This is a genomic window from Porphyromonas gingivalis ATCC 33277, from assembly GCF_000010505.1.
Lineage (GTDB): Bacteria > Bacteroidota > Bacteroidia > Bacteroidales > Porphyromonadaceae > Porphyromonas > Porphyromonas gingivalis.
The window spans coordinates 999,655-1,014,948 of record NC_010729.1 but is presented as its reverse complement, the minus strand read 5'-3'; the positions used below and the strand labels follow the sequence as shown (position 1 = coordinate 1,014,948).

Here is a 15,294-nt window from a genome sequence, read left to right as displayed (position 1 = left end):
ATGGCATTAATACAGAGTGTTAGGGGCTTTACCCCTATAATCGGCGAGGATACCTTCCTCGCCGAAAATGCCACTATTGTAGGCGATGTAGTCATGGGCAAAGGCTGTAGTGTGTGGTTCAATGCCGTATTGCGAGGCGATGTCAATTCCATTCGGATCGGTGACAATGTCAATATCCAAGATGGATCCATACTGCATACGCTCTATCAAAAATCCACTATCGAAATCGGTGACAACGTATCTGTCGGGCACAATGTAGTCATCCACGGAGCTAAAATATGCGACTATGCCCTTATCGGTATGGGAGCCGTTGTGCTAGATCATGTAGTGGTTGGAGAAGGTGCTATCGTAGCAGCCGGTTCCGTAGTACTCACTGGCACACAGATAGAGCCGAACAGTATCTATGCCGGTGCTCCGGCGCGTTTTGTCAAAAAAGTAGACCCCGAACAGAGTCGAGAAATGAATTTTCGCATTGCGCACAACTACCGGATGTATGCCTCATGGTTCAAAGACGAATCATCTGAAATAGATAACCCTTAGCTAACACCATCTATGAAGAAATTATTGAGAAACCTCTTTGGTTCCGGCCGTGAAGAAGAGAAAAGGAGTGCTTCTGACGCTATGTCCGGGAGGGAAAAAATAGTTACAAATTCTGAAAAAAGTAATCTGTCGACTGATCCGGACCATGTGAATCGTCAGGCCGATACACTCAAGTTCGATGCCATTCGGGCAATGAATATGGGAGAACTGGTCTTTGCCACAGAGGCCTTGCGCAAGGCAATGGAACTACGTCCCGAGTTTGAGACCCGTTATTATCTGACTGAAGCATTGCTTCGACGCCATCTCACGGAAGAAGCGTTGGCTCAGATGAATTTACTCCTTGAGGAAGTTCCGATGCATACAGCAACCCTGCTCAACCGTGCTAAGTTGAGGTTAGAACAAAATGATCCGTCCCGAGCACTTGAGGACTGTGGTACCGGTATCGAATCTACATCCGAATTGGAGGAACAAGCTCTTTTCCTCTATTACGGAGCCTCCGCCATGAAGGACATGAAAAACCTCAAAGATGCCCTTTGCCTGCTCAAACAGGCCATCGAAAAAAATGATGCCTTCATTCCGGCCAGACTCCTTCGAGCGCGCATGCTCATTGACTTGGAGCGTTATGAAGAAGCCACCCAGGATTTGGATTGGGTGGCAGCATCCGATCCGGAAGAGGAACAGGTGCCTATGCTCCGCGCCCGCCTTTTCATGCTTGAAGGAAAGCAGCAAAATGCCATGCAGGCATACGAAGAATTGCTAAGTCTCGATCCCTTCAACGAAGAAGGTCACTGCGGTATTGCTACACTCATGATCAAAGAAGGACGATCAGCCGAAGCAGAAACATTTCTGCGCGAAGCTATCGAAGAGATGCCGGTTCAGCGCAATCTGATTCTGATGCTCGTCGAAATATTGGAGAATAAAGGACAAACGCAGGAAGCAGCAGAATGGCGTGCCAAACTACCGGAAGCAGAGGTGGAAAGCGAAGCGGTTAATTTCAATGATCTTTACAAGGGTAACCTCTATTAACTTCTTTCAAATTAACACCTGACCTCGATGGCAAAGAAGTGGTATGTGGTCTGGGCCGGGCATACACCCGGAGTTTATGATAATTGGGATGAATGTCGAGCGCAAACAGAGGGATTCAATAAAGCCCGCTACAAAAGCTTTGCTACCGAAAGCGATGCCCTAAGAGCCTATGAAGACGGAGCAGATGAATTCTACCGCAAAGCATACGGATCCACTGGCACGCACGGAGCAGACAAGCATCCGGATATGGAGACTTTACCCCGAACAAGTCCTATCTGGGAGAGCCTTTCAGTGGATGCAGCCTGTAGTGGCAATCCCGGCCCGATGGAGTATCGGGGTGTACTGACAGCATCCAAGGCCGAAGTCTTTCGCGTAGGCCCCCTGGAAGGAGGCACGAACAATATCGGAGAGTTTCTGGCCATTGTTCATGCCTTGGCCCTTCTGGAGAAAATGAAGAGACCTCACTACCCTATCTATTCGGATAGCATGACGGCTATCAGCTGGGTTCGAAAGAAAAAATGCAAAACTCTTCTCGCTCGTACAGATAAAAACACAGCGATCTTCGACCTCATAGAGCGTGCAGAGCATTGGCTCTCTACTCATCGGATTACCAACCCTATATATAAATGGAATACTGTCGACTGGATGGAGATACCGGCCGACTTCGGACGGAAATAAAGCATCCGCGCCTCTTGCTCTTCAACCCCGGTCACGAGATGGTACCGGAGATCATAGGGAAGAAGCCCTACGTACCACCACCCGTAGTACGAAGCATGATGCGCGATTTGGGTCTCCTGCCGGCCTGGCTGACAAAGAGCGAACAGGACTTTGTATTCTGTCCTGAAAAAACCCTCCCTATCCCCGACACGCATCCGCTCAAGCCTGAAGCCCGGCTGCTGCAAATCCCCGACACTGCCCTTCCCTTGAATGATTATACCTTGGATATGTGGGGACAGTCGCCCGTTTGGTTGGCTGCTCTTCAGCATCGTTTTCCTTGGCTGTCCACTGTCTCAGCCCCGTACTATCCGCACGAGCTGTATGAACGCAGTCATCGTTGCGAAGCCGCACGCTGTCTCGAAGCGATCGGACACAGTGAAATAGCTGCTCATTGGTTCACATCCATCGATGATTTTCTGAAGGAAAGGTATCATTGCTTTCCTCCTGACTCAGCTCTATTGGCCAAATTACCTTCCAGTTCATCCGGACGGGGACTGATTTGGCTAAGTTCCTCCCCTACCGACGATGAAATCGACCTGCTGACCAAGGCCCTCCGACGCGCCGGTTCTTTCAGCGTGGAGCCGGTATTGGATGTCCGTCAGGACTGGGCGGCAGAGTTTTATTCGGATGGAAAAGGCAAGCTTTACTTCGTTGGATGGTCTCGTTTCGATACCAACAGATGGGGAGCCTATCTGGGCAATCGACTTGCCACCCAAACCGATTTGGTTGCCGAACTGACCCAAACGGTCGGGGCACAAGCACATGAAGAGGCTATTGCATCTGTGAAAGATTATCTACGAGAACGCTTCGCCTCACTGTACACCGGCTATATCGGAGTAGACATGGCAGTATATGCCGAAAGAGACAGTCTGTTTCTGCATCCTTGTATCGAGATCAATGTACGATACACAATGGGGGTGGCAGCTATCCTGCTTTACGACCTTTGGATAGAGAAAGGTCGAAGAGGTGTGTTCGAAGTTAAGAGTTTTCGAACCGAAGGCGAAGCACACGAATGGGATTCAATGATGCAGTGCAGCCATCCTCCCCTTATCATGGATGGCAGGCTTCGTGCCGGCTACCTTCCCCTCACCATTACCGACCGATCGAGCCGGTTCCTTGCCTATCTTCTGATCACAGAAGATAGATGAGAGTGCGTCAAAATTCAGTTTAGAGTAAAGGATACTATCATTTACGTCAGTTCGACGTAAGAAAAAGCCAATGGATTTGTTTTCTGATTAGTGGTAAACGCCCAAAGAACGTGGGCATTATGCTTGAAAAAGTAGCGAATTATTTGTATCTTAGCTGTTGACAATCAATAAGATACGAACAAACAAAACGCTACTTTATGAAGACAAATATAGTTGATGTTTTTTGCATCATAGATGATTTCTCCAAGCTTTTTGATGAAGCAATCAAGAAAAAGACCCTCGAAGAGGAAGACAAAAAACGCAGGAATAGAAAGTTTAAGATGTCGGACAGTGAGGTCATGACCATCCTGATCCTGTTTCATCTGTCAAGATACCGAGATTTGAAAGCTTTTTATCTTCAATACATCACCCATTCTTGTCGATCCGAGTTCCCACATCTTGTCTCTTATAATCGCTTTGTGGAGCTGCAAAGCAGGGTAGGTTTCAAGCTGATAGCATTTCTCAATATGTGTTGTTTGGGTCAATGTACAGGCATCTCTTTCATCGATTCCACCCCACTGAAGGCTTGTCATATCAAACGAGCTCATGGGCATAGGACAATGAGGGGATGGGCTCAAAAAGGCAAAAGCACCATGGGTTGGTTTTATGGATTCAAACTACATATTGTTATCAACGACAGGGGTGAAATCATCAACTATCAAATCACACCGGGCAATTGTGATGACAGAGAACCTCTGAAAGACGGAACATTCACCAAGAATCTTTTTGGCAAACTCATTGCCGATAGAGGCTACATTTCCCAAAACCTTTTTGACCGGCTCTTTGTCGATGACATCCACATGATAACCAAAATCAAAAAGAACATGAAGAACTCCCTGATGCATCTATATGACAAAGTTTTATTGAGAAAGAGAGCCTTGATCGAAACGGTCAATGATATGCTCAAAAATGTCTGTCAGATAGAGCACACGAGACATCGCAGTGTCAACAATTTTGTCACCAACCTGATCTCCGGTATCATCGCTTACAACATCCTGCCTAAAAAGCCTGAACTCAATATTGAAATCATCAGAAACCCTAACTTTCCTATTTCCGCTTAGATCGAACTGACGTTAACTTATGCTTGCAACTATGGAATGAGGCGGAATAGAGTATAGATACCGTCTCCCCAAAATATAAGGCACCCACACGGTTCGGCTATGAATCATGTGGGTGCCTCTGTTTTATAGCCCAGTGAAAAGGCCTTTTTCGGCCTTCGATTTATATAGAAATGACTTTCGATCTATATATAAATTGAAAACGATCTATATATTTATCGTAAACGGTTTGTATATAGATCGTTATCTTATCTCTCAAAAGTCATGTTTCAATCTGAAAAAGTCCATTCTCTGAGCTTTCAAACTTCAAAATCCGCTTCTTCTTAACCTCTTATTTGGAATCATTCCAAACTCATCTTCGTTGTTGAAAACTTTTTTGGCGCGTGTTTTTAGTGCAAGTGTTGCGCTAGGGAGAAGTGGGTTTCTTTATTTATCATCGGAATCGAGAACAGACTATTCAGCTACTTAAATTTCTCTTTTTTATCGCTGATGCCATATTTTGCCCTTTTTAGGCCGAATATCCCCTTCAAGGCTATTGAGGTAGTGAGAGTCATCGAAAATTTTTAGAAGCCTTCTGAGCTATGTTTTTTAAGCCACTTAATTTACTGATACCGCCATTTTGTCAGTTTAGAGGATTCATCTTTATCGCGTTACATTTGTGATTGCCAAATGAATGTAAATTACACTTCACAACACCACTTTCGATTTACATTCTTAATCCGATCAGGGTGTAATCATATTTAATCGAATTGAATCCACATATGTATCATGTCAATTTACGCCTGAAAACGATAAGAGAAATACAACTTTATACGCCTATAGAAGAAATACATAATACAATGGTTATCACGCTATTACATGGTGTTATATAAAGTATTTATTCCGAAATAGAGTAGGGGAGTGGCGTTGTTGATTCGTGACGACCTTATAAATTCTAATATATTATATTATATTACTTATAACCAATGTATTATAGGATAAATCTAAACTGATGGTAGATGTTGATAACTCCAAGCTTATTGACAATCCAAATGTAATCGCTCAAATGTGTGATACATATGTAATCGGGTCGGGTTGTACATTGTTGTCACTCCGTTTGTGGATGTAAATTGGAATTTGTAAATTTGCTTCTGTGAATATGATTTGATCAAAAAGGTGACAAAAAGACAGTATTATGATCGATGCAGATGCAATTAAGATGCGTATTCTTTCCATGATGGAGCAGTTGGGAATGACTCCTTCTGCTTTCGCTGATCGGGCCGGGATTTCTCGTTCCGCTCTGACTCACATTACCTCCGGCAGAAATAAAGTGACCTTGGACATGATCAACAAGATCATGCAGGGATTCGATGAATGGAGTGCGGAGTGGATTATCTTTGGCAAAGGGCCTCAACAATCGAATAAAACGGCATTTGAGAATGATCTTTTCTCTTATTCTTCCGTGCCGGAGCAAGAGTTGCATACAAGGACTAAAGATAATTCCGGCATACAGAGTCCATCGGGCAGATTGGAGCCGGAAATCAAGATCGTTCAAATGCCTGCGAAGCAGATCGAGAGAATTACGGTGTTCTATACGGATGGCAGCTATCAAGAGTTTCGCTCAAACAAAGAGTAAGCCTCTCTTTTTTCGTAATTTTGCAATCGAATACTGCAACTCGATTTCTCGATGAAATACAACCATAAACTGCGTGTCGCGACCAATACGAAGCTAAACGACAGCTATTTCCTTCTTACACTTGTACCGGAGCATAATGAAGTACGATTATCTCTGCCGGAAATAAAGCCCGGACAGTTTGTTCAGGTACTGACTGATGTCCAAGGGGCTTTTTTGCGTCGGCCTATCTCTGTTTGTGATGTCGATTACGAACGGCAGGAACTATTCCTTCTGGTTCAAAAAGTAGGCAAGGGTACACGTGCTTTAGCTTCATTGCAACCATCTGATTCATTGGATCTTCTATATCCGCTTGGACAGGGTTTTACGCTTAACGATCTGCCGGATGGTGAGTATCGTCCTCTTCTCGTGGGTGGTGGTGTAGGCACTGCTCCTATGCTCTATTTGGCGCGTTGTATCAGAGAGAGTGGGATCGTGCCGGATGTTCTGCTCGGAGCGCGTTCGGCAGATCTGATCGTTATGCAGGACAGATTCTCTCGTTTTGCCAATCTGCATTGCACCACAGAGGATGGTTCGTTGGGGGTGAAGGGCTTTGTCACGAGAAACCCGACCCTTCGGGAAGGCGATTTTTCTCATATATATGTGTGTGGCCCAAAAGCAATGATGATGGCTGTAGCATCCCTGGCACGTCAACGAAATATCCCGTGTGAGGTCTCTCTGGAGAATACCATGGCTTGTGGTATCGGGGCATGTTTGTGTTGTGTGGAAAATACAAAAGAAGGCAATCTTTGCGTCTGTACGGAAGGACCGGTCTTCAATACAGATAGATTACAATGGTTCGAACAGAAGTAGAAATAGGTAGGGGATTAACAATTAAAAATCCCGTAATGACTGCCAGCGGTACGTATGGCTATGGTACCGAATACAAAGATTTTATCGATATAGACCGCTTAGGTGCCATAGTTGTCAAAGGAACTACGCTCCATCATCGGGAAGGGAATGCATATCCACGCATGGCCGAAACTCCATCAGGGATGCTGAATGCCGTGGGCTTGCAAAATAAGGGTGTTCACTATTTTGTAGAGCATATATATCCGGTTATCAAGGATTATCGGACGGAGATGATAGTCAATGTAAGCGGCTCCACTTTGGACGATTACGCAGAGACCTCCCGAATAATAAATGAACTGGAGCATATCAGAGCTATAGAATTGAATATTTCTTGTCCTAATGTCAAGCAGGGAGGGATGGCTTATGGGGTTACCTGTGAGGGGGCGGCATCCGTCGTTAAAGCTGTGCGCCGAGCTTATGACAAGACATTGATCGTAAAACTTTCTCCCAACGTGACAGACATCACAGAGATAGCTCGCGCCGTAGAATCCGAAGGAGCTGATGCTATTTCAATGGTCAATACGTTTCTTGGCATGGCTATCGACGCGGAAAAACGCCGTCCTATCCTTTCGACCATTACAGGAGGCCTTTCCGGGCCATGTATCAAGCCCATTGCTCTACGTATGGTATGGCAAACCGCCCAAGGTGGTACAAGTGCCTATAATCGGTATGGGGGGGATCGCATCTGCAGCTGATGCCATTGAATTCTTATTGGCCGGAGCCACGGCTGTTCAGGTGGGCTGTTACAACTTCGTAGATCCTGCTGCAGCTTCTTATATAGTCGATGGCATAGAGGATTATCTTCGAAGGCATGGAATCAGTGATGTAAAAGAGTTGATCGGCTCACTCGTAATTGAACATAATTAGAAGATGTGTAATGCAATCGACACAAACAATGATAATCTGTATTATGATTAATATACATACGCGACTAACTATCCTGACATTTCTTGGATGTGTCTTTATGCTCTCAGCCAAAGAGATTAATGTAGATTCCCTTTTCCAAATAGCGGCCGACCGGACTCTTTCTGCCACGGAAAAGAAAAAAAGGTATGAGGAGATGGGCAAACAGCTCGAACTGCATCAACAAGTCGGTAGTGCAGCCGATGCATATTCCTTAGCCATCAAGTTCTGCCGTGATGGTGGCTCGACCGAAGAGCTTCCATTTCTGCTTTTAAAGTATGCAACCATGGCGACTCATGCAGGTCGTTATAGCAATGCAATAATGGCTCTAGAAGAAATAATGAGGCTGCTTAAAGACAAAAACGACAACATTATATTAGCCCGCACTTATATGCAGATAGGCATCGTATTTTTCTTTCAGGAAAAGTGGGATGACGCATTGGTATTCTATGAACGTGCGCTACAAATCGCTCAAAAGAAAAAGGAGGAAAGAGGTATCTCTATAGCCTACAACAACATGGCTAACATTTATCAAAAAAAAGGAAATACTCAAGAAGCCTACTCCTATTATAACAAAGCTTTGGATATACAACGAACCAATGGTGATAGTGTAAGTATGTGCAACAGTCTCATGAATATCGGCACAATTATGATCAATGAGAAAAATCCTGAGGATAGCTATAAGCCTTTGAAAGAAGCTCTTACAATAGCATCCAAAATAAATGATATCGAGATCCAGGCCCTATCTTATGCACATCTTGCATATTATTATGCATGGAGAAGCGAATACGGCAAAGCAAATGAAGTGCTCACAATCGCAGAAAATTTGGCATGCCATGCCGGGTATAATCAAACCAGATTGGCAATATTGGATATAGCCAGTTCCATATATGCCGAATACGGCTTGTACTCTTTGGCTTATGAATGCCAAAAAAGATCCAAACTTCTGGCAGACTCTATTGCCGCCAAACAGATGCAAGAAAAAATTACGGAGTTTGACATTCGGTTCAAAAGCAAAGAGAAAGAGGCCGAAATAGCACTGAAAAACCAGGAATTACATTTAGCTCGCAAATTACATATTGCCCTTATCATAATATCCACACTGTTGGTGGCAACCATCATTACCCTTATCATCCATGCAGCAAGGAGATACAGACAAAATAAGAGACTGCGAGAAATGAATGACACCAGAAACAGACTCCTCTCCATTATCTCACACGACATCAAGGGTCCGGCTATAGCACAGAAAATGGCCCTCGACACTATACTATCATCTTCATCTGACTGTGGCTCTATGACTCGGAATATGCTTTCTTCAATACGCAATAGTGTAGCAACAGAATTGACTCTTTTACAGAATTTACTCGATTGGTCTAATATCCAAATCGGGAATTTAGCTCCCAAATTTGTGGTTTTCAACATTGTGGAAAACATTGGAAAGGTGATCAATTTATACTCTATTTCTGCTCGGAATAAAGATATTAGCTTACATTTGGAAGCTCCTATACAATGTTTGGTTCATGCTGACCAACAAATGATCAATACCGTAATACGCAATTTACTCAGTAATGCAATCAAATTCTCTAAAGCAGGAAGCGTAATACACATCCGTGTGGAAGAAAAAGAGAAAGCCATGGGGATCAAAGTGTCTGTATCAGACAAAGGTATTGGCATGAGCAAAAAACAAATAACCGATATCCTCGAATCGGATAAAAATAAGAAGGCTACAGCCGGGACCGATGGGGAAATAGGTAGCGGATTAGGTTTAATTATCTGCAAAGGTCTGCTCAAAAAAAACAAAAGCAAGTTATGCATTGACAGCAAGGAAGGTAAAGGCTCCGTATTCTCTTTTGTCCTTGCCTCAGCGTAAAGATTACACAATATGATTAGTATCGTACTCGTGGATGACCACGAACTCTATCGGGTAGGTTTGCGTGCTGCCATTAGTCAAATGCAAGGTTTGGCAGAAATCGTAGGTGAATGTAGTTCTTGTGAAGAACTGGAAACGTTTCTGAAAGAACAAAAAGAACCGGGACTAATCATACTGGATATTTGGCTTCCCGATGGGAATGGAGTGAATATTGCTCGTAAGCTAAAGAAGCTATATCCGGCTGTTAAGATTATCATACTGTCTTCTGAAGTATCAGAGAAAACAGTCAATGAACTATTGGCGATTGATGTGGAAGGATACATATGCAAAACAGCTCAGATCAATGATATAGGAAATGCCATCCGCACAGTAACCACGGGTAGCCATTTCTATGGCAAAAGTGTTTCGAAGATGATACTGGATATTTGCGTATCACGTTCCGCAGACCAATCGCATAAGAAAAGCAAAAAACAGCAACAGCAGCAGAACGACTCTTCCGAGCTGACCCAACGAGAGAAAGAAGTAGTACAATATCTGTGCGATGGCTATTCTGCCAAAGAAACAGCCGAAAAAATGCACCTTAGTTACCGAACGGTAGAAACACACCGTAGTAATATTCTGCACAAACTGGGATTCTCCAATGCAGCCGAACTGATACGGTATGCCGTAAAGAGCGGATTAGTGGATTGGCAATAGCTCTCTTTTCGGCTACCTGACGGCTCAAGAGAAGACAAGTAAATCGGATATTGGAGGCAAGAAGAGAAGAAACGTTTTCGGTCAACCATTACATATCGTATATTTATTCGGACAGGACATTTGTATATCACAGCCAAACGCGTACCTTTGTGCGACCGAAAAGAAATAAATAATTATTCCATAATATGGCTAAAAAAGAAAATCAACAACCGGACAACCACGTAGGAGAAGTGGTTTCACGCTCAGAGCAGTTCATAGAAAAGAACATGACCAAAATCGGCTTGGTTATTTTGGGCGTTTTTATCATTGTGGCAGGTATTTTTGCCTACAAACGTTTCGTCAGCGAACCTAAAGCTCGTGAAGCTGCTGCCAAGGTATATCTTGCCGAAGACAAATTCATTCAGGAATTGGACAGGGCAGCCTTAAATGGAAACGGTGCAAACGAAATGGGACTGTTGGCAGTAATAAAAAAATACTCCGGCTCGGATGCATCCAATCTGGCAAAAGCCTATGCCGGCATTTGCTACTACAACCTCGGAGAATATCAGAAAGCCATTGATCATCTGAAGGGGTTCTCCTCCAAGGAAAATATGGTAGCACCATCTATCACTCGTCTTATCGGTGACTGTTATGTACAGCTCAAAAAATATGAAGAGGCCGTAGGCTATTTTGAGAAAGCTGCGGCCGCAGCCTCTAACGATGCCATTACACCGGGCTGTCTCATCAAAGCCGGTCGCGTATACGAAGAGCTCAAACAATATGACAAGGCTCTCGCTGCTTATAAGCAGGTAAAAGAAAAATACTACACATCGATGGAAGCTAATACGGTAGAAGCAGATATCATACGTGTAAAATCCAAAGGAGCGAAATAATTGTATCAAAACGATAAAAAGAAAGGCATCTATCTCATGCTGGGATGGATGCCTTTTTTCAGGACAAAACTTATCAGACAATTACAGAATCATGGCTACAGCTTATCATAACTTATCCGACTACGACTACGAGAGCGTTCCCTGCGGCAAAGACTTACGTATAGGAATTGCCGTTGCTGAATGGAATCACAATATCACAGAGCCACTGATGAAAGGGGCTATCGATACCCTTTTGGAGCATGGTGTATCGGCTGACAATATCATCGTACAGCATGTTCCCGGCACTTTCGAACTTACCTATGCAAGCGCATACCTTGCCGAACAGCATGAAGTAGATGCAGTGATCGCTATCGGCTGTGTAGTCAGAGGCGACACCCCCCACTTCGACTATATCTGCCAAGGGGTAACACAGGGAATCACCCAGTTGAACGTTGACGGCTTTGTACCAGTCATTTTCGGAGTCCTTACCACGGAAACAATGCTTCAGGCCGAAGAGCGTGCCGGGGGCAAGCATGGCAACAAAGGCACGGAAGCAGCCGTTACAGCTCTTAAAATGGCAGGATTGGAAAGAATATAAGTTTCGGCTTTTTTTCATTCAGATTGCCTGATCCTAATACTACATCATCAGGAAACACTTTTGTAGAATGCAGCAAATTCTACAATGCCCCATAGGGGGCCACAGCAAAAAACTCTCATAATTCGGAATATCACCTTCAATGAAAAAAAGTTTTCTTTTAGCCATAGTAATGCTCTTCGGCATTGCCATGCAGGGACATTCTGCTCCGGTTACGAAAGAGCGAGCTTTGAATCTGGCTCGGCTGGCTTTGCGACAGATATCCTTGCGAATGGGACAAACAGCAGTATCTGACAAGATTTCCATCGATTACGTCTATCGGCAAGGAGATGCCGAGAGGGGTATCACATCACAAGAGGAAGGCTCTCCTGCATATTTTTATGTAGCTAATCGTGGGAATAATGAGGGCTATGCTCTTGTAGCAGCAGATGACAGAATACCGACAATTTTAGCCTATTCACCCATTGGCCGTTTCGACATGGACAGTATGCCGGACAATCTTCGCATGTGGCTACAAATTTACGATCAGGAAATAGGCCTGATACTTTCTGGAAAAGCTCGGCTCAATGAAGAGATATTACGTACCGAGGGCGTACCGGCTGAAGTACATGCTCTGATGGATAACGGTCATTTTGCCAACGATCCCATGCGATGGAATCAAGGTTACCCATGGAACAATAAGGAACCACTGCTTCCTAATGGCAATCATGCCTATACCGGCTGTGTTGCTACGGCTGCAGCACAAATCATGCGCTACCATAGCTGGCCGCTTCAAGGTGAAGGCTCTTTCGATTATCATGCAGGTTCATTAGTTGGCAACTGGTCCGGCACATTTGGTGAAATGTACGACTGGATCAATATGCCCGGAAATCCCGACCTTGATAATCTGACTCAATCTCAAGTGGATGCCTATGCCACACTGATGCGTGATGTGAGTGCATCTGTATCGATGAGTTTTTATGAAAATGGAAGTGGTACGTACAGCGTTTATGTAGTAGGAGCTTTGCGAAACAACTTTCGCTACAAGCGTTCACTGCAGCTACATGTACGCGCCTTATATACCTCACAGGAGTGGCACGATATGATCCGCGGGGAACTTGCCTCCGGAAGGCCGGTCTATTATGCAGGGAATAACCAGAGCATAGGACATGCTTTCGTTTGCGATGGTTATGCTTCGGATGGTACTTTCCATTTCAACTGGGGTTGGGGAGGTGTTTCCAACGGCTTCTACAAACTAACACTCCTCTCGCCGACTTCGTTGGGTATCGGAGGTGAGGGAATAGGTTTCACCATTTATCAAGAGATCATCACCGGTATCGAACCGGCTAAGACTCCCGCTGAAGCCGGTACAGATGCCTTGCCGATCTTGGCACTGAAAGATATAGAAGCCGAGTATAAAAGTGAATCCGGATTGAACGTAGAGTATTCGATATATAATACAGGTGAAGAGCAATCAAATCTTGACCTCGGATACAGATTGAACAAGGCTGACGGAGAAGTCATAGAGGTGAAAACTTCATCTAACAATATCTCTTGGTACGGATACGGAGAGCATCCCGAGAGTTTCTCATTGGCACCTAATCAGTTGTCACAAGGAATCAGCACCATCACCCTACTTTATCGTCGCACAGGCACCGAACAGTGGGAGCCGGTACGGCATGCACAGGGAGGATATGTCAATAGCATTAAGGTAAATACGACAGACCCGAACAATGTCGTAGTCACGGTAGATAATAATGAAGGCAAGCTCAGTATCGTCCCCAACAGCTTTGTCGCAGATCTGAATTCTTATGAACATAGTACGATTACAGTACAGTTCAACAGCGACAGCCCTGATGAGATCCGTACACCCGTAGCCTTTGCTCTATCTACAGGAGCTACTGCGGACGATGTAATATCTTTGGGCTGGGTAATGGCTGAAGTTCCGGGCGGTAGCAGCAACTATCCGGTGGTTTGGTCTAAAGACGTTCTCACTCTCTCGGAAGGCGACTATACATTGTGGTATAGATTTTCCATCAACAACCAAAAGGATGAATGGAAAAAGATCGGAAGCGTGTCAGTAAAAACACCGACAGAGTATACGCACCCCTTATTCGAAGTAGGCCATAATCAAACTTCTACCTATACGCTGGATATGGCACACAACAGAGTATTGCCCGACTTTACACTCAAAAATCTCGGATTGCCTTTCAATGGTGAGTTGGTTGTTGTTTTCCGCCAAACACAATCCTCATCGGGGTCTTTATGGGCAGCTCAAGAAACAGTACATATCAAGCAAGGAGAAACTTTCGTATATAAACCTGTTGTCGAAGGCTCTATACCTGATGGATCCTATCGTGCGACCCTCCATGCATTCGTAAACGGACAACCACAGTTGTACCTCAAGGGGAAAAGGAACTACACGGTGAAGATCGTCAATGGTACAGCGGTAGAAGCAATAGAATCGTCAGAAGAGATCAGAGTATTCCCTAATCCGGCACGCGATTATGTGGAAATATCGGCACCTTGCATTCCCCAAGAAACATCTATCATTCTTTTCGATCTGTCAGGCAAGATTGTCATGAAGAATAGTTTATCAGCGGGGCATGGCAGAATGGATGTCAGCCGACTTCCTAATGGGGCCTACATCCTTAAGGTGGATGGATATACGACGAAAATAAATATAGTGCACTAAGAAAACTCAACGACCAAATAAAATGGGAGAGCGTATGCAGGAAATATATTTTCCACATACGCTCTCTTCTTTTTGATAGACCCGGGAAGCACGTAATAAGGACAATAACTTTCATCCCTTTTTATCGTAACGAGACCTTTGCGCAATAACCCTCCCCCCTCATATTGATGAAGACAAACACAAGCATTGATTTGACGAAGAAAAGAGAGCCTCATGTAGGTCTCTGCGAACCTCAAAAATATACCTGAAGGAAACTTGGGGAAATCTCTGTTTACTTGGCAGCCATACACCTGCTCATTGGTCTTTCACTGAGATACAAAGAATGAACTCCTATGAGAGGATACTATGGTCTCACATGAGAGGATACTATGGTCTCACATGAGAGGATACTATGGTCTCCTATGAGAGGATACTATGGTCTCATATGAGAGGATACTATGGTCTCGCATGAGAGGATACTATGGTCTCGCATGAGAGGATACTATGGTCTCACATGAGAGGATACTATGGTCTCATACGAGAGGATACTATGGTCTCACATAAGAGGATACTATGGTCTCCTATGAGAGGATACTATGGTCTCACATGAGAGGATACTATGGTCTCATACGAGAGGATACTATGGTCTCCTATGAGAGGATACTATGGTCTCATATGAGAGGATACTATGGTCT

Annotated in this window: 12 protein-coding genes and 1 pseudogene; all 13 read left to right on the top strand. The window is 44.4% G+C overall.

What is annotated here, in order from left to right; all coding sequences use genetic code 11:
- The 13 genes and pseudogenes from PGN_RS04350 (at window position 1) to PGN_RS04290 (ending at window position 14,620) form a co-directional block, all read left to right on the top strand.
- Entirely contained in the window at window positions 1-540 is a 540-nt protein-coding gene (locus tag PGN_RS04350) for a gamma carbonic anhydrase family protein (protein WP_012457873.1), read from the top strand.
- A 12-nt stretch (window positions 541-552) separates the two neighbouring features.
- Window positions 553-1,566: a tetratricopeptide repeat protein gene (locus PGN_RS04345; RefSeq protein ID WP_039417164.1), complete on the top strand. Its 1,014-nt coding sequence runs from the start codon at window positions 553-555 to the stop codon at window positions 1,564-1,566.
- 27 nt (window positions 1,567-1,593) lie between these two features.
- A complete protein-coding gene (locus PGN_RS04340) occupies window positions 1,594-2,244 on the top strand; it encodes a viroplasmin family protein (RefSeq protein WP_012457871.1) in 651 nt (216 codons plus the stop codon).
- Window positions 2,193-3,431: a hypothetical protein gene (locus PGN_RS04335; protein ID WP_230847064.1), complete on the top strand. Its 1,239-nt coding sequence runs from the start codon at window positions 2,193-2,195 to the stop codon at window positions 3,429-3,431. Before PGN_RS04340 ends, PGN_RS04335 begins: the two co-directional genes overlap by 52 nt.
- 197 nt (window positions 3,432-3,628) lie before the next feature.
- On the top strand, window positions 3,629-4,531 hold the full coding sequence (locus PGN_RS04330) for an IS982-like element IS195 family transposase (RefSeq protein WP_012457848.1): 903 nt from the start codon (window positions 3,629-3,631) through the stop codon (window positions 4,529-4,531).
- A gap of 1,171 nt (window positions 4,532-5,702) precedes the next feature.
- Window positions 5,703-6,143 (top strand): helix-turn-helix domain-containing protein, encoded by a 441-nt coding sequence (locus PGN_RS04325; RefSeq protein ID WP_004584463.1) that lies wholly within the window; start codon window positions 5,703-5,705, stop codon window positions 6,141-6,143.
- Window positions 6,144-6,194: 51 nt separating this feature from the next.
- The gene (locus PGN_RS04320; RefSeq protein ID WP_004584462.1) at window positions 6,195-6,992 is read left to right on the top strand and encodes a dihydroorotate dehydrogenase electron transfer subunit; all 798 of its coding nucleotides are present in this window, start codon (window positions 6,195-6,197) and stop codon (window positions 6,990-6,992) included.
- Window positions 6,974-7,898: pseudogene (locus PGN_RS04315) on the top strand (dihydroorotate dehydrogenase). Before PGN_RS04320 ends, PGN_RS04315 begins: the two are co-directional and overlap by 19 nt.
- 43 nt (window positions 7,899-7,941) lie before the next feature.
- Window positions 7,942-9,804 (top strand): tetratricopeptide repeat-containing sensor histidine kinase, encoded by a 1,863-nt coding sequence (locus PGN_RS04310; RefSeq protein ID WP_230847063.1) that lies wholly within the window; start codon window positions 7,942-7,944, stop codon window positions 9,802-9,804.
- A 12-nt stretch (window positions 9,805-9,816) separates the two neighbouring features.
- Window positions 9,817-10,500: a response regulator transcription factor gene (locus PGN_RS04305; RefSeq protein ID WP_012457866.1), complete on the top strand. Its 684-nt coding sequence runs from the start codon at window positions 9,817-9,819 to the stop codon at window positions 10,498-10,500.
- Between the two features lie 185 nt (window positions 10,501-10,685).
- A complete protein-coding gene (locus tag PGN_RS04300) occupies window positions 10,686-11,372 on the top strand; it encodes a tetratricopeptide repeat protein (RefSeq protein ID WP_012457865.1) in 687 nt (228 codons plus the stop codon).
- A 91-nt stretch (window positions 11,373-11,463) separates the two neighbouring features.
- Window positions 11,464-11,949 carry a 6,7-dimethyl-8-ribityllumazine synthase gene (gene ribH / locus PGN_RS04295; RefSeq protein ID WP_012457864.1) on the top strand — a complete coding sequence of 162 codons (486 nt, stop codon included), beginning with the start codon at window positions 11,464-11,466 and terminating at the stop codon, window positions 11,947-11,949.
- A gap of 139 nt (window positions 11,950-12,088) precedes the next feature.
- Entirely contained in the window at window positions 12,089-14,620 is a 2,532-nt protein-coding gene (locus PGN_RS04290; protein WP_012457863.1) for a thiol protease/hemagglutinin PrtT, read from the top strand.
- The last annotated feature ends 674 nt before the right edge of the window (window positions 14,621-15,294 follow it).